This is a genomic window from Gemmatimonas sp. (assembly GCF_036405635.1).
Taxonomy (GTDB): Bacteria; Gemmatimonadota; Gemmatimonadetes; order Gemmatimonadales; family Gemmatimonadaceae; genus Gemmatimonas.
Genome location: NZ_DASWXE010000089.1, coordinates 1 through 21814, shown reverse-complemented (window position 1 = coordinate 21814; position 21814 = coordinate 1). Strand labels below are relative to the sequence as shown.

At 65.3% G+C, this 21814-nt stretch carries 16 protein-coding genes; 10 read left to right on the top strand and 6 right to left on the bottom strand.

The features are described from left to right. Positions 1-17 precede the first annotated feature (17 nt). On the bottom strand, positions 18-707 hold the full coding sequence (locus tag VGE27_RS07470; RefSeq protein ID WP_331049018.1) for a hypothetical protein: 690 nt from the start codon (positions 705-707) through the stop codon (positions 18-20). A gap of 100 nt (positions 708-807) precedes the next feature. Here VGE27_RS07470 and deoC point away from each other — a divergent pair, with 100 nt between their 5' ends. The 4 genes from deoC to VGE27_RS07450 all read left to right on the top strand — a co-directional run bounded on the left by deoC (position 808) and on the right by VGE27_RS07450 (position 6972). Next, a complete protein-coding gene (gene deoC / locus VGE27_RS07465; protein WP_331049017.1) occupies positions 808-1857 on the top strand; it encodes a deoxyribose-phosphate aldolase in 1050 nt (349 codons plus the stop codon). Positions 1858-1867: 10 nt separating this feature from the next. Then, complete coding sequence (locus VGE27_RS07460) at positions 1868-4303, top strand: aldehyde dehydrogenase family protein (RefSeq protein WP_331049016.1); 2436 nt, start codon at positions 1868-1870, stop codon at positions 4301-4303. Positions 4304-4380: 77 nt separating this feature from the next. Next, positions 4381-6114 carry a M3 family oligoendopeptidase gene (locus tag VGE27_RS07455; RefSeq protein WP_331049015.1) on the top strand — a complete coding sequence of 578 codons (1734 nt, stop codon included), beginning with the start codon at positions 4381-4383 and terminating at the stop codon, positions 6112-6114. Positions 6115-6246: 132 nt separating this feature from the next. Continuing rightward, the gene (locus VGE27_RS07450; RefSeq protein WP_331049014.1) at positions 6247-6972 is read left to right on the top strand and encodes a hypothetical protein; all 726 of its coding nucleotides are present in this window, start codon (positions 6247-6249) and stop codon (positions 6970-6972) included. Positions 6973-7087: 115 nt separating this feature from the next. On the opposite strand, the gene VGE27_RS07445 is transcribed toward VGE27_RS07450, so the two are convergent. The 3 genes from VGE27_RS07445 to VGE27_RS07435 form a co-directional block, all read right to left on the bottom strand. Beyond that, complete coding sequence (locus VGE27_RS07445) at positions 7088-7945, bottom strand: c-type cytochrome (RefSeq protein WP_331049013.1); 858 nt, start codon at positions 7943-7945, stop codon at positions 7088-7090. 66 nt (positions 7946-8011) lie between these two features. Next, the gene (locus VGE27_RS07440; RefSeq protein ID WP_331049012.1) at positions 8012-9343 is read right to left on the bottom strand and encodes a metal-dependent hydrolase family protein; all 1332 of its coding nucleotides are present in this window, start codon (positions 9341-9343) and stop codon (positions 8012-8014) included. Further along, positions 9343-9936 (bottom strand): DUF502 domain-containing protein, encoded by a 594-nt coding sequence (locus tag VGE27_RS07435; RefSeq protein ID WP_331049023.1) that lies wholly within the window; start codon positions 9934-9936, stop codon positions 9343-9345. The genes VGE27_RS07440 and VGE27_RS07435 overlap by 1 nt, the downstream gene beginning before the upstream one ends. Before the next feature lie 119 nt (positions 9937-10055). On the opposite strand from VGE27_RS07435, the gene VGE27_RS07430 reads away from it, so the two are divergent. The 5 genes from VGE27_RS07430 (at position 10056) to VGE27_RS07410 (ending at position 17635) form a co-directional block, all read left to right on the top strand. Beyond that, entirely contained in the window at positions 10056-13085 is a 3030-nt protein-coding gene (locus VGE27_RS07430) for an alpha/beta hydrolase family protein (RefSeq protein ID WP_331049011.1), read from the top strand. Beyond that, positions 13085-13882: a TIGR00266 family protein gene (locus VGE27_RS07425; protein ID WP_331049010.1), complete on the top strand. Its 798-nt coding sequence runs from the start codon at positions 13085-13087 to the stop codon at positions 13880-13882. Before VGE27_RS07430 ends, VGE27_RS07425 begins: the two co-directional genes overlap by 1 nt. Before the next feature lie 112 nt (positions 13883-13994). Further along, complete coding sequence (gene speA, locus VGE27_RS07420) at positions 13995-15953, top strand: biosynthetic arginine decarboxylase (RefSeq protein WP_331049009.1); 1959 nt, start codon at positions 13995-13997, stop codon at positions 15951-15953. Next, on the top strand, positions 15950-16675 hold the full coding sequence (locus VGE27_RS07415) for a YIP1 family protein (protein ID WP_331049008.1): 726 nt from the start codon (positions 15950-15952) through the stop codon (positions 16673-16675). The genes speA and VGE27_RS07415 overlap by 4 nt, the downstream gene beginning before the upstream one ends. A 78-nt stretch (positions 16676-16753) precedes the next feature. Next, the gene (locus VGE27_RS07410) at positions 16754-17635 is read left to right on the top strand and encodes a sulfite exporter TauE/SafE family protein (RefSeq protein WP_331049007.1); all 882 of its coding nucleotides are present in this window, start codon (positions 16754-16756) and stop codon (positions 17633-17635) included. 88 nt (positions 17636-17723) lie between these two features. Here VGE27_RS07410 and VGE27_RS07405 read toward each other — a convergent pair whose 3' ends face one another. Together VGE27_RS07405 and VGE27_RS07400 are read right to left on the bottom strand one after the other, a co-directional pair. After that, entirely contained in the window at positions 17724-18329 is a 606-nt protein-coding gene (locus VGE27_RS07405) for a superoxide dismutase (protein ID WP_331049006.1), read from the bottom strand. A gap of 41 nt (positions 18330-18370) precedes the next feature. Beyond that, the gene (locus tag VGE27_RS07400) at positions 18371-19012 is read right to left on the bottom strand and encodes a VTT domain-containing protein (RefSeq protein WP_331049005.1); all 642 of its coding nucleotides are present in this window, start codon (positions 19010-19012) and stop codon (positions 18371-18373) included. Between the two features lie 123 nt (positions 19013-19135). Here VGE27_RS07400 and VGE27_RS07395 point away from each other — a divergent pair. After that, the coding region (locus tag VGE27_RS07395; protein ID WP_331049004.1) for a glycoside hydrolase family 38 C-terminal domain-containing protein at positions 19136-21814 on the top strand (2679 nt) is incomplete at its 3' end.

Here is a 21814-nt window from a genome sequence, read left to right as displayed (position 1 = left end):
GCGCAGCGGCCTCCTCCTCAGTTGGCCACAGCGGAAATCGTGATCGGGCCCACGGCACCAGACGTCGCGGTGGCCATCTGCAGGCCAGCCTGCGGACCAAGCGTCCAGCGGATCGTGACTTCACCGACCGCGTTGGTCACGGCGGACTGCGGCGACAAGCTGCCACCACCGGCCGAGATGGCGAGGGCGACGGTCTGGCCGGGGATCGGTACGTTGTTGAGTCCGACCACGCGCAGTACGAGCTGCACGGGCAGCGCCGTGCTGCTCTTGGCCGACTGGTTGTTGCCCTGCGCGATGATGATGTCGCTGGGCAGCACGCCGAAGGCCGTGAGGGTGACCGGGTCGACGCCGGGGGCGCTGCCGACCAGCGTCTGGACCTGAGAGCCGGGACCGAGCGTCCAACGGGCCTTCACTTCGCCGTTGGCATCGCTGATCGCCGTCGCCGGGTCCACCGCGCCGCCACCCGCCAGGATGTTGAAGCTGATGGGCACCTTGCCCATCGGGTTCCCGTCGCTGCCCATCACACGGAGCACGATCGGGGTGGGCAGGATGGATCCTGCCGCAGCGGTCTGCGTGGAGCCCTGGACGACGCTCAGCCGAACGGCCGTGGGCGCCTCAGTGGCTTTTGTGCAACCGGGAAACGCCAGCAACACCGGAATCGTGGTGAGCAGGACGGCGAGCAGAGTTGTGGGTCGTGCAGGACGCATGGGTCGATCAGTCAGGGTACTCCTCTCCATCTGACCAGTATCGGCCGGTCCCGGCAGGAGTTGAGCGTCCCGGCCCACTGTCCCCTAGATTCCGTGGTCCATGACCGTCACCCCACTTCACGCCCCCAGGCCCGGCCGTCCCACGGACCCGTCGGAGCCTTCCGCTCCGCGCTGGCCCTCCGGGCTCGAGCCGGACATTCCGCCTGTTCGTGTGCCGATCGGCGCGCTCGATCTCGCGCTGGTGCGTCATACCCGCGTCAATCGCAGTGCGGTGGAACGACGTGTCGCATCGCTGCCCGCCCGGCGCACTGTGAAGAAGGAATGGCAGGCCGCGTGGTTGCTGCGCGCCATCGCCTGCATGGACCTCACCACGCTGTCCGGCGATGACACGGTGGGCAACGTGCGGCGGCTCTGTGCGAAGGCGCATCGTCCGCTGCGCAGTGAAATCGTGGATGCGCTCGGAATTGGTGATCTGCGTCTCACAACGGGCGCGGTATGTGTATACCACCAATACGTGGCGACGGCGGTCGACGCGCTGCGTGGTACAGGCATTCCGGTCGCTGCCGTGAGCACGGGCTTTCCAGCAGGTCTTTCGCCTTTCGAGCAGCGCCTCGCGGAAATCCGCGCCAGTGTGGCGGCCGGTGCCGAAGAGATCGACGTGGTGATCACACGGGGGCATGTGCTCACCGGCAACTGGCAGGCGCTCTATGATGAAGTGCGTGCGTTCCGCGAAGCCTGCGGCGAGGCGCACCTCAAGACCATCCTTGGTGTGGGTGAACTCGCCACGCTTACCAACATCGCGCGGGCCAGTCTGGTCGCCATGATGGCCGGCTCGGACTTCATCAAGACCAGCACCGGCAAGGAGACGTCCAACGCGACGCTGCCGGTGGGTCTGGTGATGACACGCATGATTCGTGAGTACGGCGCGCGCACCGGTTATGAAGTGGGCTTCAAGCCCGCCGGTGGTATCCGCACCGCAAAGCAGTCACTCGACTGGCTCATCCTGATGAAGGAAGAACTCGGCGATCGCTGGTTGCGTCCGCATCTGTTCCGCTTCGGGGCGAGTGGCTTGCTCACCGATGTCGAACGCCAGCTCGAACACTTCGTGACGGGCCGCTACGCGGCGGCCTATCGCCAACCCATGGTCTGAGCGCGCACGCATGACGACTTCGACTGGTGCCGGCGCGGCAACCCCTGCGGGTTCGGTGCGCGCGTTGTACGACAGCATGAGCTATGGCCCTGCGCCCGAGGGTGATGCCCCGGTGCGTGAGTGGATCCGCACGTCGGCGCCCAGTGGCGCATTTGGTCACTACATCGGTGGGCAGTGGGTGCAGGCCACCGAACAGTTCGATGTGCACGAACCGGCCACGGGCAAGCCGCTGGCGCGCGTGGCGCAGGGCAGCATCGCCGATGTGAATGCGGCGGTCGCTGCAGCGCGCGCGGCGTTGCCGGCATGGCAAGCGCTCGATGATCACGGGCGGGCACGCTGGCTGTATGCGATTGCGCGCGGCATCCAGAAGCATGCACGGCACTTCGCGGTGCTCGAGTCACTCGACAACGGCAAGCCGATTCGCGAAACACGCGACATCGACATTCCGCTGGTGGCGCGGCACTTCTACCACCATGCCGGCTGGGCGCAGTTGCTGTCGAGCGAGTTTCCCGGCACGCACGCGTATGGCGTTGTGGGGCAGGTGATTCCGTGGAACTTCCCGCTGCTGATGCTCGCGTGGAAGGTGGCTCCCGCACTGGCGGCCGGAAACACGGTGGTGCTCAAGCCAGCGGAGTTCACACCGCTCACCGCACTGCGTTTCGCAGAGCTGGTGCACGAGATCGGCCTGCCGCCGGGTGTGTTCAATCTCGTCACCGGCGATGGCAGCACCGGAGCGGCGCTGGTCGACCATGAAGGCGTCGACAAGATCGCGTTTACCGGCAGCACCGATGTGGGCCGGGTCATTCGCAAGGCGACGGCCGGCAGCGGCAAGGGCCTGTCGCTCGAACTGGGTGGCAAGAGCCCGTTCATCGTGTTCGAAGACGCAGACCTCGACAGCGTCGTGGAAGGCGTGGTCGATGCGATCTGGTTCAATCAGGGCCAGGTGTGCTGTGCAGGCTCGCGTCTCCTCGTGCAGGAAGGCATCGCCGATCGGCTGTACGACAAGTTGCGCGATCGCATGGAGCGCCTCCGTGTGGGGGCGCCGCTCGACAAGTCGATCGACATGGGCGCTATCGTGGCGCCCGTGCAGCTCGACCGCATTCGCAGTCTGTGCGCGCAGGGCGTCGAAGAGGGGGCCACCTGCTGGCAGCCGTCGTGGGGCGTGCCCGCTGAAGGCGCGTTTCATCCGCCCACACTGTTCACCAACGTCGCGCCGTCGGCCACGATCGCGCAGGTCGAGATCTTTGGCCCGGTGCTGGTGAGCATGACGTTCCGCACGCCCGAAGAAGCGGTAGCCCTGGCAAACAACACGCCGTTTGGGCTCGCGGCGAGCGTATGGAGCGAGAATATCAATCTCGCGCTCGACGTCGCGCCGAAGATCAAAGCTGGTGTGGTGTGGATCAACAGCACGAATCTGTTCGATGCGGCCGCTGGCTTTGGTGGCTACCGCGAGTCGGGCTTTGGGCGTGAGGGTGGCCGCGAAGGCCTGTGGGAATACCTCAAGCTTGAGCGCGCGCATCATGGTGCGCCGCTGCCCGTCATTGAAGGCGGCGACACGGATGCAGAGGCCGAGAGCGATATGACGGCGAGCGGCGCGTTGCCCACCATCGACCGTACGCCGAAGCTGTTCATTGGCGGCAAGCAGGCCCGCCCCGATTCCGGCTACACCCGCACGGTGCGCTCGCTGAACGGACACGCTGTCGGCGAAGTGGGCGATGGCAATCGAAAGGATATCCGCAACGCCGTCGAAGCAGCGCATGCGGCCTCGGGGTGGGCGAAGCTGACGGGACATCAGCGCGCGCAGATTTTGTACTACATCGCCGAAAACCTGTCGGCGCGGTCCGAGGAGTTTGCGGCGCGCATCGTGGCCATGACGGGTGATGATCGTGCGGCCGGCGACGCCGAGGTGGCTGCGTCCATCTCACGCCTGTTCACGTATGCCGCCTGGGCCGACAAGCATGACGGCGCGGTGCATGATGTCCCGCTGCGCGGTGTGGCCTTGGCCATGCACGAACCGATTGGCGTGGTGGGCGTGGCATGCCCCGACCCGTATCCGTTGCTTGGCTTGGTGTCGCTCGTGGCCCCGCTCATCGCCACGGGCAATCGCGTGGTGGCGGTGCCGTCGGCCCGCTTCCCGCTGGCGGCCACGGACTTCTACAGCGTGCTGGAAACGTCCGATGTGCCGGGCGGTGTGGTGAACTTGGTAACGGGCGACCGGGACACCTTGTCCAGGACGCTGGCTGACCACGATGATGTGGATGCTCTCTGGTACTTCGGCTCCCGCGCCGGTGCCACGACGGTTGAGCGCGCTTCGGCCGCCAATATCAAGCGGACATGGACCGAGTGGGTGGGCCGTGAGTGGCTCGACCCTCGGTCAGGCGAAGGGCGCGAGTTCCTCCGGCGCGCGGTGCAGGTGAAGAACATCTGGATCCCGTACGGCGAATAGCCGACGGTGACGACACAAATGACGCTTCGGCGACGCTCACAGCGCAGATTGTCGCCCTCTCAGCTTCCGACTCTTCGATGATCAAGCTTCCTGCCTCTCCGGAGGCGTTTCGCGACGCCGCATGGGACGATGTGGTGTCGTATTACGATGCGCTGGCCGCTGTGCCCCTCGAGGCGACGGCGGAGACGATCGAGCCCTGGCTGGCCACCTGGTCGCGGCTCGATACGCTGGTGGGTGAAGCGGGCACGCTGTCGATGATCGCGTACACGGCCAACACGGCCGACGCGGCGGCCGAACAGGCGTACCTGCGTTTCTCCATGGATATCTTCCCGAAGCTCGAGGAGCAGCAGGTGCGCCTCGCACGGCGCTTGCTCGACCTGGGGTGGAGCCGCCCCGATCTCGAGACCACACTGCATCGGTTCCGCACCGACATCGAGATTTTCCGCGAAGCCAATGTGGAGCGGTTCGCGCAGATAGAGGAATTGTCGGCGGGCTACCAGAAGCTCACGGGTGGCCTCAGTGTCGAGTGGGACGGCGAAGCCAAGACCATTCCGCAGCTGCAGCCGCTGCTCAAGTCGCATGACCGCGATGTGCGTGAGCGCGCCTTCCGTCTGGGGGCAAACGCGTATCTCGCCAAGCGCGAAGAATTCGCCGACCTGTTCGATCGCATGTATGCACTGCGCGTCGGCGTGGCGAAGGAAGCGGGCTTTGCCGACTTCCAGCAGTTCTGCTTCGCGGCGAAGCATCGCTTCGACTACACGCCAGGCGACACGGCGCGCTTCCACGACGCGGTGCAGGAGACCGTGGCACCGGCGGTCGAGCGCCTCATGAAGCAGCGCAAGGCAAAGCTCGGCGTCGACATCCTGCGGCCGTGGGATGTGGGCGTGGATGTCGATGCCAAAGTGCCGCTCAAGCCGTTCGAGGACATCGGCACGTTTGTCGGACAGGCGTCGCGCATCTTCCGGCGCGTCGATCCGGAGCTGGGTGCGCAGTTTCAGCTCATGGCCGACGAGAAGCTGCTCGATCTCGAAAGCCGGCCGGGCAAGGCACCGGGCGGGTACTGCACCGATCTCTCCTTTCGTGGCCGTCCATTCATCTTCATGAATGCTGTCGGCGTGCCCGATGACGTGAACACGTTGGTGCACGAGGCGGGTCACTGCTTTCACGACTTCGCCACGCACAACCTGCCGTTCACCTGGCAGCGTCGAACAGGACATGAAGCCGCCGAGCTGGCGTCCATGAGCATGGAGCTGCTGGCCATGCCGTATCTCGTGAAGCCCGAGGGGTACTACACGCCTGAAGAAGCGCGCGTCGCGTGGCTCGAGCATCTCGAGGAGGTGCTCAGCGCGCTCATTCACATTGCCAGCGTCGACGCGTTCCAGGCGTGGATCTACACCGATCCCGCTGGCGCCGACCGTGATGCACGTGACCGGCATTGGCTGGAGCTGCGCGCGCAGTTCGAGCGTGGCGTGGACTGGACGGGTCTCGAGTCGCTGCGAGTGGCGCGGTGGTACCGTCAGCTCCACATCTTCGAGTTGCCGTTCTACTACATCGAATACGGCATCGCGCAGCTTGGTGCGTTGCAGGTGTTCCGCAACGCGGTGCGCAACGCCAGTGACGCCGTGGCGTCGTACAAGCGTTTCCTCTCGATGGGCGGCACGCGTTCGCTGCCCGAGCTCTACCACGCCGCCGGCGTCAAGCTGGTGTTCGATGCGGCCACCATGGCCGAGCTGGTGGAGTTCACCGAAGAACGTATCGAAGCGCTGCGGGCCGGTGCCGATGCCCCGTTCCAGGGCATCATTCCCGCGTGAGCGAACACAGGCACAGGCCGGAGTTGTAGGCATTTGTGAACATCCGAACCGGGGCGGTGTCAGAAACGTGACGCCGCCTCGCGTCGTAGGATAGGCAGACGGTCCGCAGGTCTCCCTTATTCAGGAGTTTCGATGCAACGCGTAGTGCAGGTGGCCATCGCCGCCGCGATGCTGGGTAGTGCCATGGTGGGCACCGCTGGTCGTGCCGAGGCGCAGCTGCCGTCCGTGCAGCAGATCTATGACAAGTACGCCACGGCCGTGGGTGGGCGTGACGCGTGGGCCAAGGTGGCCGGTCGCACGGAGAAAGGCACGGCGGACATCACGTTTGCAGGGCTCTCGGGCAGCTACCTGCGCTATGTGGGGGCGCCCAATCGCATGCGCATGACGATCGACCTCGGCGTGGTGCAGATCGACCAGGGCTTCGACGGCGAGAAGGGATGGGCGCAGCAGGGGCAGGGCGCGCAGCGCATGCCGGCCGACCAGGAAAAGAACCTGGCCGAGAACCTGCAAACAGGCGCCGCTTTCCTCGACCCGACGCGCTTCACGAAGAGTGAAGTGCAGGGCAAGGAGACGTTTGACGGCACTGAAGCCTACAAGGTGGCGGTCACGACGAAGTCGGGCATTGAACAGGTGGAGTACTTCGACGTTGCCACCGGTCTTCGCATCGGTACGGTGGCCACCACGCCGATGGGGCCGCAGCGCGTGACCTATCGTGACTACAAGGACTTCGAGGGCAAGAAGCTGTCCACCAAGGTGGTGCAGAACACCCCGCAGGGTGATGTCATCATCAACATTGCGTCGGTCACATTTGGTGCGCCGGATGCGGCGGTGTTCAAGGCGCCGGCGGATCTCAAATAAAGCGGCAGTGGGTCGCGAGGGGCGGGTTGCGGGGTGAACCACCGGGTGTCGGGAGCCGAGTCACAAGATTCGCGATCCTTGCCTGATGGTTCATTTCGCACCCGCCCTTCGCTACTCAACGGGTACCGAACTCCTTCCCCGGCACCGAGCGCAGATACATGATCGTCGCGCGCATTTCGGTCGGCGTCATCATTGCCGTGAAGCGCCACGGCATATCGGGCTTGATCTCCGAGCCATCCGGGCGCTTGCCCGTGCGCATCATGGCTTCCACCTGCGCATCGGAATACTTGGAAATGCCCGTTGGTGTGAGGTTGGCCGCCGGCGGCGCCTGAGGCGGCATACCGGGAATCGGGCCGCCGCCCAGGCCAGGACCATGACAGCCCGTGCACCCACCGACATTCGCCAGGTACTCGCCGTAGGCCAGCGAGCTGTCTTCCTGCACCATCGCGGGCGACTTGCGTGCGTGGTCGATGCGCGCCGCCGGATAGGCCGGCAATTGATTGGTGGCCACCAGCGTGCGCCCGACCGGTCGCAGCATGGAGATGCCAAGATCGCGCGTCACCGCAGGAACCGAACGCAGGTACGCGATGATCGCGCCCACGTCCGCGTCCGAGAAGTACTGATAGTCGTCGGATGGCATGATGAAGGCGCCACGACCATCGCGCTTCACGCCATGACGGATGACGCGCACCAGCTCATCGTTGGAATAACTAGCGAGCCTACCGCCGCTCGTGATGTTCGGCGCAATGGCCACACCCAGCGCCGGGTCGTCGATCATGACCTTGCCGCCGAGATCGTCGCTGTGGCACTCCACGCATTTGCCAATGGCCGTCGTGAGATGACGTCCGCGGGCGAGCGCTGCCGAGTCGCTCGCCACTGCGACGTGCTCGAGCGGCACGTCGTACTGCTGATTGGCCTTGCTGTTGCTTGCGGCATACACGTACCCGGCGGCACCGCCGAGTAGGACAACCAAGATTCCTGCTGCATATGCGATCCAACGCATGACGCGTTTCATTGCTTCTCCGTGGTGATGCCCGGTTTACCGCCGGACGACGGTCCCTCCTTTGACCACGAGTCGTACGGAGCGCACTGCGGAAATGTTTTGCGTCGGATCTCCCTGCACCGCAACGAGGTCGGCTAGCAGCCCGGGGGCGATACGGCCGAACTCGCTTTCCCGGTGCATGATCCGGGCATTCACACTCGTGGCCGCCTTGAGGGCTGCGAGCGGCGACATGCCGTACTCGACCATCAATTCGAGCTCCAACGCATTGGTACCATGCGAGAACACGCCCACGTCACTGCCGTTGCATATCGTCACCCCCGACGCGAGGGCGAGTTTGAACATGGCCTTCTTCTGGGCGATGTTGGCGGGGTCGGGATCGACGCCCTTCCTCCAGCCGCGATAGCGCGTATTGCTTTCAGTGGCCGAGAGGGTGGGGCAGAAGGCCGTGCCACGCTGCTTCATGAGATCGAACACCTCGGCGGTGGCGGCGTCGCCGTGTTCAATCGTTTCCACACCGGCCAGCGTGGCGCGGCGCATGCCCTCGGCCGTGCTGGCATGCGCGACCACGGGGCGCCCGCTGGAGCCGGACACGGACACGATGGTGTTCCACTCTTCCTGGTTGAACGTCGGGCGCGCCTCGCCGCGTGGCCCCCAGCGATAGTCGGCGTAGATCTTGATCCAGTCGGCGCCATGCCCGATCTGGTCGCGCACCACCTTCGTCAGCCCCTCCACGCCATCGGCCTCCTCGGCGCCCTGCGGCACACCGATCTCCGTACCGAAGCCCTTGGGGCCGTACGACCCCGTGGCCACGATGGCCTTGGTGGTCACGAATAAACGTGGGCCGGGGATGATGCCCTGGTCCACCGCCTCCTTGAGTCCCACATCGGCGTAACCGGCACCCTCGGTACCCAGGTCGCGCAGTACGGTGAACCCGGCGTCGAGCGTGGCCTTGAGATGGTTCACTGCGCGGGCTGTGCGCAGGGCCAGGGATTCGCGAAGCACCTGGTCGTTCCACGGCGTTTCGTCGTACGGGTGCAGGAGAACGTGGCTGTGCAGGTCGCTCAGGCCGGGGAGCAGCGTGGTGCCCGGTAGATCGATGCGCTGGGCACCCCGCGGAACGGTGAGCGAGGCCAGCGGGCCTGCGGCGGCGATGCGCTGCCCCTGGACCAGTACTGCCCACCCGCGATGGAGCTGGTCGGATGTGCCATCGAACACAGCGTCCGGAACAAGCAGCAGAGGCGTAGCCGGCGCGACGCTGGCAGGTGCTCCGGTCGCCTGCGCTCCGGCCGCCGAGGGAACGACCGCGGGGAGCAGCAGCAGGGCAGCGGCCAGGCCCGCCGCTGCACGAAGAGACAGGGATGCGGGCATCAGGCAGTCCGACGGGCGGCGTGTTCGCCGGTGGAGAGGGAGGTCGGCACCAGTCCCGAGACACCGCCCGAGACCACGAAGGCCATGGCGTCGGCGCTCGCGACATCGATGGGGCGCACCTGGCTGGTGGCCACCACATAAAGCTGGCCAGAGAAGTTGTACGAGTGCGGGCAGTACACCGCCACCTGGTCTTCGAGACCCAGATGGGTCAGCGATTCCTGGGTGATGAAGCCCATGAGCTGCACTTTGTGATCCGGTGTCAGGCTCAGGATCACCGGCGCGTCGAAGCGGCGCTTCTCACCGACGAAGGCATTGAGCAGATCCTTGGTGGATCCGTAGAGCAGGCGCACAAACGGCAGCCGGTTCATGATGGCTTCGAGCCCCGCCACCAATGACCGCGTGAGCAGGCTCGAGCCCAGGAAGCCCACGACGGTGATCAGGACAATGGTTGCCACGAAGCCGGCGCCCGGCACCGGCAGCCCCAGCCAACCGTCGACACTGGTAAAGACCAACCAGCACACCCAGACCGTGACGGCCAGGGGAACGAGCAGTACCAGCCCTCGTGCGAAATAGCCAAGCAACCGCCGCATCATGCTCCTCACGCGGCAGGGGCCGCGCCGTTAGTCTAGAGAGTCGTAGATGTTCCGGTCCCAAGTTGGGGACCCGGCCCGCGCGCGACCAGTCCGCCCCTCTCACGTCTGCACCCGCTCCGATGCGATCGACAGCGATGCACCCCGTCCTCTCTCCCTCAGGCGTGCGCGTTCGTGGCGCGTTCGCCGCGCTCGCCATCGGCGGTACGCTGGCGATGGGAGTGTCCCCTTTCGTCCTCACGGCCCAGCCGGCCAATCCGTATACGGCGGTCAGCCGTTGGACGCCGCCGCCCCTCCCCGCCGGCAAGAAACCGATCACGCAGGACACCTACGATGAGTGGCGCACCATCGGTGGGGCTGCTCTGTCGAATGACGGCAAGTGGGCTGTGTACACGCTGAGCCCGGTCGTGGGTGAAGGCGAACTCGTGGTGCGCGCCACAGGCGCCGCCACGGAGTACCGTGCGCCGCGTGGCTTCACGGGTCGTCCGCAGTTGCAGGCGGGTGCCACCGGGCCGGCCAACTTCACGGCACAGGCCGCGCAGATCAGCGCAGACTCACGATTCGTCGCGTTCCTCGTGTATCCGAGTCGTGCAGATGTTGACGGTGCCCGCCGCCGCCGCGGCAGCACGCCGCCGCGCAGCGCACTCGGGATCATGAACCTCGCCGACGGTGCCGTGACGCGCGTGAACAACGTGCGCTCGTTCCAGTTCGCGCGTCGCGGTGGTCGCTTCCTCGCGTATCTCATGGAAGACACCACCGCGGCTCGCGGTTCGGGTGCAGGTGTAGGTGCTGCTGCTGGTCCCAACGCGGGCGGTGCCCGCGCGGATTCAGCGGCCCGTCCGCGCCGCGAATACGGCACGACGCTGGTGCTGCGCGATCTTTCCACCGGCACCGACACGCGTATCGATGGCGTGACCAACTTCTCGTTCGACGAGGGCGAGAAGTGGCTGGCGTACACTGTCACCACACGTGACGGTGCCGGCAACGGCGCGTTTGTACGTGCGCTGCCCACGGGTACGGTGACGCCGCTCCTCACCGGCTTGGCGACGTACCGCAGCCTCGCCTTCGATCGCGCCGGCACGCAGCTCGCGCTCGTCTCCGATCTCGGTGACAGCACCACCCAGCCGCGTTTCTCCCTGTACCATGCCGCGCTCACACCGGCCAAGGGCAAGACCATCGCGGCCCGCAAGCTGGTCACGTCGGCGGACGTCGCAGCCGGCCTGCTCATCGCTGATCGCGGCCAGGTGGAATTCACGCGTGAAGGCAACGCACTGATGTTCTCCATCGGTGTAGTGCCGTTCGACTCCATTCCCGCGGACTCGCTCACCGAGAAGGCGGTGTACGACCTGTGGCATTGGCAGGACGCACAGACGCAGCCGCAGCAGAAGCTGAATGCGTCACGCGACCGCAACCGCACGTTCACGGCCCTGTACACGTTCGCCACGAACAAGTGGGCGCAGCTGGCCAACGACAGCATCCGCGTGTCGGTCAGCAATGACGGCAAGCGCGTGCTGGGCATCAACGCGCTCGAATACGCCATCCCGCAGTTCTGGGGTGAAGGCGCCAGCGACGCGTACATGATCGATCCGGCCACCGGCGCCCGCACGCTCATCGGCCGCAAGCTCGATGGCAATGTGCAGCTCTCGCCGGGCGCCAACTACGCGATCTGGTTCGAGAACGGACAGTGGCAGTCGTACGCCACGGCCACCGGCAAGCGCGTGAACCTCACCGAGAAGTTGCCGGTCAAGTTCCAGGATGAGGAGTTCGACTCACCCGATGTACCGCCCCCGTACGGTCTCGGCGGTTGGACTACCGGCGACAAGCGCGTGCTCATCTACGATCGCTTCGACATCTGGGAAGTCGATCCGAGTGGTGTGGCTGCGCCGCGCAATCTCACGGAAGGCGAAGGACGCCGCGCCGGCATGACGTATCGTGTGGTGAATCTCGACCGCGACGATCCGTTCCTCGACGTCAACACGCCGCTGTTGCTGCGCGCCGTCGATTCTCTGACCAAGGCGAGTGGCTTCTGGCGCGAGAAGCTCGGTGTGGAAAGCCGCCCCGAGCGCATTGTGATGGGTGATCGCAACTACGGCGGCCTGCAGAAGGCGCGCGACGCCGAGCAGTACCTGCTCACGCAGAGCACGTATCGTGAGTTCCCCGATCTGTGGACCGGCAAGGACATCGCGCAGACCACGAAGATTTCCGACGCCAACCCACAGGACAGCCAGTATCCGCGCGGCACGGTGGAACTGGTGTCGTGGTACAACGGCGACGGCATTCCGCTGCGTGGCCTGCTGTACAAGCCGGAGAACTTCGACGCCTCCAAGCAGTACCCGATGGTGGTGTACTACTACGAGAAGCTCACCGACGGTCTGCATGGCTATCAGGCGCCGAGTGGCCGCAATACGGTGAATCCGCTGGTGTACAACTCGCTCGGCTACATCGTGTTCATGCCGGACATCGTGTACACCGACGGGCAGCCGGGACCGAGCGCCGCCAAGTCGATCATCCCCGGCGTGCAGTCGCTGATCCAGAAGGGCTTTGTCGATCCGAAGCGCATCGGCATCACCGGCCAGTCGTGGGGTGGTTACCAGTCGGCGTACCTGGTCACGGTGACCAACATGTTCGCCGCCGCGGTTCCGAATGCCACGGTGGTGAACATGACCAGCGCCTATGGCGGCATTCGCTGGGCGTCGGGTCTGGCCCGTGCCTTCCAGTACGAGCACACGCAGAGCCGTATCGGCGGATCGCTCTGGCAGTATCCGGAGCGCTTCATCGAGAACTCGCCGCTGTTCCGCCTCGACCGCGTGACCACGCCGGTGCTGTTCATGGCCAACGACAATGACGGCGCGGTACCCTGGTATCAGGGCATCGAGTTCTACGTCGCCATGCGCCGCCTGCAAAAGGAAGCGTACATGCTCGTGTACAACGGCGACGAGCACAATCCGACCAAGCGCGCCAACCAGAAGGACATCGACCAGAAGATGCAGGACTTCTTCGCGGTGAAACTTCAGGGGGCCGATGCCCCGTCATGGATGGTGCGCGGCATTCCCTACCTGGAGAAGGGCCGCGATCAGGTGAAGATGGCCCCACAGCCGGTGCGAGCGGTGACGCCCACCGGTGAACCCAACGGGAGCAACGGAGGCAGGTAATGGCGGCAGCAGACGAGATCGACTACCAGATCATTGGCGATGACTTGCAGGCAGTCATCGTCACGCTGGATCCGGGTGAGTCGGTGTTCGCAGAAGCCGGTGCGATGATGTTCATGCGCGAAGGGATCACGATGGCGACCACCCTCGATCCCAACGCGCGCAGTGGTTCGTTGTTCGACAAGCTCGTGGGCGCCGGCAAGCGCGTGCTGTCCGGTGACTCGTTCTTCGTCACGCTGTTCGGCAATGCGGGCGCACGACGGGCCGATGTGGCCTTTGCGGCACCGTATCCTGGCAAGGTCGTGCCGCTCAACCTGCGGGACTGGGGCGGCACCGTGCTGGCGCAGAAGGATTCGTTCCTCTGCGCCGCGCGCGGTATCGACATTTCGGTGGCGTTCACGCGACGCATCGGTGCGGGCTTCTTCGGCGGCGAAGGCTTCATCCTGCAGAAGTTGCAGGGCGACGGACTCGCCTTCCTGCACGCATCGGGCACGCTGCACGCCATCGATCTCGCGCCGGGCGAGCAGCTGCGCGTGGACACGGGATGTCTGGTCGCGTTTCAGCCGACGGTCGACTACGACATCCAGCGGGTGCCGGGCATCAAGACGGCATTGTTCGGTGGCGAAGGGTTGTTCTTCGTGAACCTGACAGGCCCGGGACGTGTGATCCTGCAGACGTTGCCGTTCTCCCGTCTGGCGGACCGCATCATTGCCGCTGCGCCGCGCGCGGGTGGTCGTTCCCGAGAGGAAGGCTCCATGCTCGGTGGACTCGGCGCGCTGCTGGACGGCGACAACCGCTGAGTTGAGCCGCGCTGCGAGGCGCTGTGTGTGTGTCACAATTCTGACGGTTCGCAACGGCGGTTCGCACTGGCGGCTCCCCCCTCCGGTGCGAACCGTCTAGCTTTACGCCCCTATGGCCACTCGCACCCAGCCCATCGTCGAACCGCCTCCGGCCAAGCCCTGGTCGCTCGAGTCAGCGCGCACCCTCTACAACGTCGAGGGGTGGGGCGCCGGATATTTCGACATCAACGATCGCGGGCACGTGATCGTCCGTCCCGATCCGGGGCACCCGAATCGCACACTCGATTTGCGGGACCTCGCATCGGACCTCGAAGGGCAGGGCGTGCAGTTGCCCGTGCTGCTCCGTTTCTCCGACATCCTGCGTTCGCGCATCGAGACGTTGAGTGAACGCTTCGGTGTGGCCATTCGCGAGTTCGAGTACACCGGCGGCTACACCACGGTGTATCCGATCAAGGTGAACCAGCAGCGTCATGTGGTCGAAGAGATCGTGCGCTTCGGCAAGACACATGGCGTGGGGCTCGAGTGCGGCTCCAAGCCCGAGCTGCAGGCGGTGCTTGGGCTTTCGGAGAGCACCGAGCACCTCATCGTGTGCAACGGCTACAAGGACCATGAATTCATGCGTCTGGCCCTCATGGGACAGAAGCTTGGACACAAGGTCTTCATCGTACTCGAGCAGGTGAGCGAGCTCGATGTGCTCCTCGAAGTGGCCGATGAGCTGGGCGTCACGCCGATGTGTGGCGTGCGCATCAAGCTGGCCAGCGAAGGCGCCGGCCGTTGGGCACAGAGTGGTGGCGAGAAGAGCAAGTTCGGCCTCAGCTCGGCGGAGCTCATCAAGCTCATCGACAAACTGCAGGCGGCCAACCGCCTCGATATCCTCAAGCTCATTCACTTCCACCTCGGCAGTCAGATCACCGACATCCGTTTCATCAAGTCGGGGCTGCAGGAAGTGGCGCGCTTCTATCTCGAGCTGCGTGCGGTGGGTGTGGACATCACGCACGTGGATGTGGGCGGTGGCCTGGGTATCGACTACGACGGCACCAACTCCACGAACAATGCCAGCGTGAACTACACGCTGCAGGAGTACGCCAACGACGTGATCTACACGATCGCCGAGGCGTGCCGTGAAGCGGAGTTGACGATGCCGCACGTGATCAGCGAATCGGGGCGTGCGCTCACCGCGCACCACGCGTTGCTGCTGATCAAGGTGATCGACGTGGAGTCGCAGGCTGAGCAGCCCATTCCGGCACTCGACGACGACGATCATTCGCTGCTGCACGAGATGTACGAAGATTGGCGAACCCTCACCGAGCGTGCGGCGCGTCCGCGCAAGGTACTCGAGGTGTTCCACGATGCCTCGTTCGACAAGGATCGGGCGCGCCAGTACTTCAACTCGGGCGTGCTCAATCTGCGCGGATTGGCCAAGGCCGAAGTGCTGTGGCTCGCCACGATGAATGCGACGTATCGCATCGCGAAGGCCGATCCCGACACGTATCAGGACATCCTGCCAGAGCTCGAATCGGCGCTGGTGGATCGCTACTTCTGCAATTTCTCGCTGTTCCAGTCACTGCCCGACAGCTGGGCTATCGATCAGCTCTTTCCGATCATGCCCATTCATCGGCTGCTCGAAGAGCCGGCGCGTCGTGGCACGCTGCAGGATGTCACGTGTGACTCCGACGGCAAGATCGATCGCTTCGTCGGCGGCAAGAATGGGCGTCCGAGCCTCGAACTGCACGAGTTCCGTGATGGCGAGGACTACATCCTCGGGATCTTCCTCACGGGCGCCTACCAGGAGATCCTTGGCGACCTGCACAACCTGTTCGGCGATACAAATGCCGTACATGTGCGGTTGAACGATCAGGGAAACTACGAGATCACCGATCTCGTAGAGGGGGACACGGTCACCGAAGTGCTCAATTACGTGCAGTTTGGTGCATCGCAGCTCCTCGCCACGTTCCGTCGCAAGGTGAATGGTTCGTCGTCGCTCACGCGCGACGAAGCCAATGCGTTCATCGCCGACTACGTGGCTGGGCTGGAAGGGTACACCTACCTGGAGGGTGAAGCCGCACGATGAGCGACTATTCGACGGAAACGGTGAAGCAGTCGGGCGTGATCGAGGACCTGCTGGAAGTGCTGTGGGCCCCGGCCGCCGTGTTCAACAGGACGCGCGAGCGGAAGGCCGGCATGTACCTGCTGGTGCTCGCGCTGGTTGGCCTGGTGATCGTGGTGTCGACGGGCAGCCTCGCGCGGCCGTACCTCGAAGCCAATGCCGATCTGCAGATGGCGCTGGCCGCGAAGGCCGGCAAGCCGATTCCCGAGGCGGCGGTCAACATGACGCGCAACATCACGGTGTACGCGTACTACGCATCGCCGCTGCTGTTCATTCCCATCGGGGCGCTGCTGTCGGCGCTGTTCATCAAGTGGGCTGGCAAGACCATGTCGGCACCGCTGCGCTATGGGCAGGCGCTGACGATCGCTGCCATCACCTCGTCGCCGCGTCTGTTTGGCTTCATCGCCACGGCAGTGCAGGGCGCCATACTCGATACCTCGAACGTGAAGTCGATGGGCGATTCGTCGCTCGGACCTGCGCGATTCGTGGATCCGCTGACGATGTCGTCGCCGCTGTACACGTTTCTCGTGACAATCGATGTCTTCAGCGTGTGGCAGTATGTGCTGATCGCCATCGCGGTGAGTGTCGTGGCCCGTGTGGAGCGGACCACCGGCGCCATTGTCGCCCTCATCACATGGGCGTTGGGATCGGCCCTGACGTTGATCCCCGGACTGCTGGCGTCCTGAGCGTTTCGGCGCGATTGTTGGAGGCGACCGCGGAGGCATCTGCGGTCGCCTTCGTGTTTCCCTCATCCTCCCCACCGCATGCCTCTCGACGCCACGCGCCTCCTGCTCGCCGGCCTCGCCATCGCCGCACTGTATCACATCGTCACGCTGGTGCGTGCCATGAAGCCGGTGCCGGGGGTGCGTCCCACGCCAGTGGGGATCGGCATCGGGGTGGTGACGGCGTTCTTTGATACGCTGGGTATCGGGTCCTTTGCGACCACCACCGCGCTCTTCCGGGCCACGAAGACCGTGAAGGACGCGCTCATTCCAGGCACGCTCAATGCGGCCCACACGCTGCCCACGTTGGCGCAGGCGTTCATCTACACGCAGCTGGTGGAAGTGGAACCGGTCACGCTGATCGCGATGATCGCGGCGGCCGTAGCCGGAGCCTGGCTGGGTGCCGGTGTCGTGGCACGCTGGCCCACGCAACGTATTCAGTTCGGTATGGGCCTCTGTCTCGCGGCGGCGGCGGCCCTCACGGCCGCGCAGGCGCTCGATGTGCTGCCTGGTGGTGGCACCGCCATCGGCGTGACTGGTGGCAAGCTGGTGATCGCGCTCGTCGGCAATTTCCTGCTCGGCGCGCTGATGACCATCGGTATTGGCCTCTATGGCCCCTGCATGATGCTGGTGTCGCTGCTGGGCATGAATCCCGCGGCCGCGTTCCCGGTCATGATGGGATCCTGCGCCTTCCTGATGCCCATGGCATCGGCGCGCTTCCTGCGCCTCGGCAAGGTGGACCTGCGCGCCGTGGTCAGCATCATCATCGGCGGTGTGCCGGCGGTGCTGGTGGCGGCCTTCATCGTGAAGTCGCTGCCGCTCACCGCCCTGCGCTGGCTGGTGGTCATTGTGGTGGCCTACACGGCGTTCACGCTGCTGCAGAGCTCCCGTCGTCCGGCAGAAGAGGCGCCGTCAGTGCCCTGACACAGGGCGTTGCTCGCGCATCGACGGTGGACAAATACGAAGGCCCCCGCCTCACACGAGACGGGGGCCTTCTGCACACGGCGGGCGGTTACTTGGCCGCGTAGCGCTTGGCGACCGCGCTCCAGTTCACCACGTTCCACCACGCGCCCAGGTAATCAGCGCGGCGGTTCTGGTAGTGCAGATAGTACGCGTGCTCCCACACGTCCACGCCGAGGAGGGCGTGCTTGCCCTCCATGAGCGGGTTGTCCTGGTTCGGCGTGCTGACGATGGAGAGGTTGCCGTCGGTGGAGACGAGCCACGCCCAGCCGGAACCAAAACGGCCCATGCCGGCCGCCTGGAACTGTTCCTTGAAGGCGGAGAACGAACCGAACGCCTTGGTGATGGCCGCGCCCAGCTCGCCCGTCGGCTCACCGCCGGCCTTGGGGGCCATCAGCTCCCAGAACAGCGAGTGATTCCAGTGACCGCCACCGTTGTTGCGGACCGCGGTGCGCACCGCTTCCGGCACTTCGTTGATACGACGGCAGAGGTCATCCAGCGACCAGGAGGCAAGCTCCGGTGCCTTTTCAATGGCCGCGTTCAGGTTCGTGACGTACGCCTGATGGTGCTTGCCATGATGAATGTTCATCGTCTGCGCGTCGATGTGCGGCTCGAGCGCTTCGGGCGCGTACGGCAACGCGGGCAGGGTATGAGCCATCTCAGAATCTCCAGAGTGGTGAAAACGACGTGAGACCGCGACTACTTGGTTTGCGCCTTCGACTTGGCGCGTTCCCGCAGCCAGGCAATGATGCCCGGCAGGACCGACAAAAACACCACGACCAGAATCACCTTCTCGACATGCTGGGCCACCGTGGGCACCGTGCGGGCGAGCACCCATCCCGTCATCAGCATGCTCCAGATCCACAGCACGCCGCCGGCAATGTTGTAGGCCAGGAATGCACGATACTCCATGCGTCCCACGCCCGCGACCACCGGCGCGAAGGTCCGCACGATGGGCATGAAGCGCGCGATGATGATGGTCTTTCCACCATGCTTCTCGTAGAACGCCTGCGCACGCAGCAGGTGATTTTTGTGGAAGAACAGCGAGTCCTCGCGATTGAAGATGCGCGGACCGGCTGTCTTGCCGACGTTGTACCCCACAGTGTCACCGACGATGGCGGCCACCGTGAGGATGACGCCAAGTAGCCACACGTTCAGGCCGAACGCGGGGTCGGCCGCCAGCAGCCCCGCCGTCACCAGTAACGAATCACCGGGCAGGAAGAAGCCCACCAGCAGCCCGGTTTCGGCGAAAATGATGAGCGTCAGGCCGAAGTACCCGGCCCACTGCACCAGGGCCGGAAGGTCGCGCAGCCGGTGATAGAAATCGGTGAGAAATTCCAATCGGAGATCCGTGTGGGGCGGGGAAGAATCGTTGGTCGGGTGAAACCTCGACGGGCGATCCGTTGGGGTCAACCGCGACTTGGCCGGTGGTCCGCCACGATGTGGCAGCGGTAGCTTGTCCGGGTGACCGCTCCCGCCGATTCCCGTGATCCCGCCGACCCGCCGGCACGCCTCGTGTGCGTGGTTTCGCACACGCATTGGGATCGCGAGTGGTATCACGGGGGCGAGCGCTTTGCCCAGCGGCTGACCGCGCTGATCGATGCACTGCTGGGCTTGCCCACGGGCGTGTTGGCGAGCACACCGTTCCTGCTCGATGGACAGGCGATCACGCTGCGCGACTATCTCGCTCGGCGTCCCGGTCAGCGACAGCCCCTGCAGGTAGCGCTCCAGACCGGCCAGATCGAGGCCGGCCCCTGGTTCGTGCTCGGCGACAACCTCATCCCCAGCGGTGAGGCCATTATGCGCAATCTCGAGGCTGGCCGCAGGGTGCTCGCGGAGCTGGGCATCACCGCCCCGCCGGTGGCCTACTGCCCGGACACGTTCGGCCACCCGGCCGCCATGCCGTTCATGGCGCGTGGCTTTGGGCTCGAGGTGGCAGTGGTGTGGCGCGGCGCCGGGGGAGCTGGTGGGCCACACGAGGACGCGTTTCGCTGGATGGCGCCCAATGGCGCGTCGGTGCTCACCTGTCATTTGCCACCCGACGGCTACGAGTATGGCAGCGCGCTACCCACGGAGCGGGGGGCGGCGGACGAACGCTGGATCCGCCTGCGGGCACTGTTCGACGCGCGCAATCGCAGTGGGGTGGTATTGCTGCTCAATGGCGCTGACCATCACGCACGCCAGCCAGATCTCGAAGCCGCGCTGAACACGTTGCAGGACGCGGCGACGGCAGAGGTGCGTATCGAAGCGACGTCACTGTCGCAGTGGGCCGAGCGTCTTGGGGTTGCCGTGCGCGACCGATCACTGCCAATGGTGCATGGAGAGCTACGCGACTCGTACGGCTACACGTGGACACTCGGCGGCACGCTCGCCACACGGGCGCACCAGAAACGCCACAATGCCCGTCTCGAACGCGGGTTGCTGCGCGATGTGGAACCATGGCTCGCGCTCGCGCGCCTGCATGACGCCCCGGTGCGTTGCCGTGATGCGCGCCTGGGTATGGAGCAGTTGCCCGACCTGCTGCATCACGCCTGGGAAACGCTGTTGTCCACGCATCCGCATGACACCTTGTGCGGATGTTCGATCGACGCGGTGGCGCGCGGCATGGATCAGCGTCAGGAGCAGGTCGCTGATGCTGGACGTGGATTGCGTACGGCCGCGCTGCAGCTCGTGACCGGCTACGACGCCGTTGCGGCACGGCACAAAGCGATGGATTTCGACTGGCGCCGGCTCGTGCTGCGCAATCGGGTGGCGCGTGCGCGCGGCGGCGTGGCCGTGGTGGATCTGGTGGATGTCCTGGGTGATGTGCCGGTTGGTCCAGGCAGCGGTTCGGCTCCTGCGCCCGCGATGTCACCCGACGCCGCGCCGCTGAACGCAGCGGGCTGGCTCATGCAGTCATTGCGCACACGGGTCGGATTTCATCGCCGCGAATCGCCGCAACACTATCCCGACAACGACCTCGTGCGGCGCCAGCGCACGCTGGTGTGGGTGCCGCCGGTGCCGGCGCTGGGCGTGTCCGCGCTCAATCTCGCCGATCACGCGGTGATCATACCGCACGCGTTGCCCGAGGCCGTGCGGGTCGAGTCCACGGCCGATGAGTGCACCATCGACAATGGCACGCTCCGGTTGTCGCTGCGCCGAGGGGAAGGTCAGTGGCGTATGACGCTGGAGCACGGCATGCGCACGCTTGAGGGGGTGCTGTCCATCGAATCACAGCAGGATGTCGGCGACACCTACACGCCCGCGCCGCGTGGCGTGCCGGAGACGCTGCGCGCCCATCGCTGCGCGGTGATCGCGCGTGGGCCACTGCGTGGCAGTGTGCGCCTCTGGTGGCGGTCTGCTGATCGCCGCGTGCGTTTGCACACCACACTGTCGTTGGACGCGGACGCACATGTGCTGCGCTGCGATGTGCGCGGAGAGAACCGCCGGCGCGATCATCGCCTGCAACTGGTGTGGCGCACAGACGTGCAAGCTGGCGACGTATATGCCGATGCTGCATTTGGTCCTGTGCACCGTGGAACCGTGCCGCGCGCTGCGGGCGACCAGCGGAACTCTGGGCACACACTCGTGGAAACGGTGCCGCAAGGAGAGCCCATGCATCGCTGGGTGGCCCACGCGACGCGTGAGCGGAGCGTCGTGATGCTGTCCGATGGACTCGCTGAGTATGAGGTACAGCCTGGTCGGATGGCACTCACCCTGCTGCGTGCCGTGGGGGAGCTGTCGCGTGCGGATCTGCCGGAGCGTCCCGGTCATGCGGGATGGCCTTCACCCGTGCCCGAGGCACAATCGCAAGGTGTGTTCGAAGCGCAGGCGGGTGTGTTGCTCACGGAGGGTTGGTCTCCGTCCACCCTGCGCGCCGTTCACGATGCAGTCGATGACCTCTTGCTGCCGCTGGTTGGGGAGTCGTGGTTCGACTTCACACCACCTGAAGCGACCGACTCTCCGCTCCCGTGGCACCGAGGCGGCGTGGCGCTGGAAGGAGATGCGCTCGAGGCATCCGCGTGCACGATCTCCTCGGTCGATGAGCGCGCGATCATGCTGCGGGCGATCAATCTTGCCGATCAGGACTCTGTCGGAGCGTGGGTCCTGCCCGACGACGGTCCCTGGCTCGTTACGCACTGCCGTCTCGATGAAGCGCCCTTG

Bases quoted from the DNA above. Each gene is read 5' to 3' on its own strand.
- VGE27_RS07405 (WP_331049006.1), bottom strand. From the start codon at position 18,329: ATGGCTCATACCCTGCCCGCGTTGCCGTACGCGCCCGAAGCGCTCGAG.
- VGE27_RS07455 (WP_331049015.1), top strand. From the start codon at position 4,381: ATGATCAAGCTTCCTGCCTCTCCGGAGGCGTTTCGCGACGCCGCATGG.
- VGE27_RS07410 (WP_331049007.1), top strand. From the start codon at position 16,754: ATGCCTCTCGACGCCACGCGCCTCCTGCTCGCCGGCCTCGCCATCGCC.
- deoC (WP_331049017.1), top strand. From the start codon at position 808: ATGACCGTCACCCCACTTCACGCCCCCAGGCCCGGCCGTCCCACGGAC.
- VGE27_RS07425 (WP_331049010.1), top strand. From the start codon at position 13,085: ATGGCGGCAGCAGACGAGATCGACTACCAGATCATTGGCGATGACTTG.
- VGE27_RS07440 (WP_331049012.1), bottom strand. From the start codon at position 9,343: ATGCCCGCATCCCTGTCTCTTCGTGCAGCGGCGGGCCTGGCCGCTGCC.
- VGE27_RS07430 (WP_331049011.1), top strand. From the start codon at position 10,056: ATGCGATCGACAGCGATGCACCCCGTCCTCTCTCCCTCAGGCGTGCGC.
- VGE27_RS07415 (WP_331049008.1), top strand. From the start codon at position 15,950: ATGAGCGACTATTCGACGGAAACGGTGAAGCAGTCGGGCGTGATCGAG.
- speA (WP_331049009.1), top strand. From the start codon at position 13,995: ATGGCCACTCGCACCCAGCCCATCGTCGAACCGCCTCCGGCCAAGCCC.
- VGE27_RS07460 (WP_331049016.1), top strand. From the start codon at position 1,868: ATGACGACTTCGACTGGTGCCGGCGCGGCAACCCCTGCGGGTTCGGTG.
- VGE27_RS07435 (WP_331049023.1), bottom strand. From the start codon at position 9,936: ATGATGCGGCGGTTGCTTGGCTATTTCGCACGAGGGCTGGTACTGCTC.
- VGE27_RS07470 (WP_331049018.1), bottom strand. From the start codon at position 707: ATGCGTCCTGCACGACCCACAACTCTGCTCGCCGTCCTGCTCACCACG.
- VGE27_RS07450 (WP_331049014.1), top strand. From the start codon at position 6,247: ATGCAACGCGTAGTGCAGGTGGCCATCGCCGCCGCGATGCTGGGTAGT.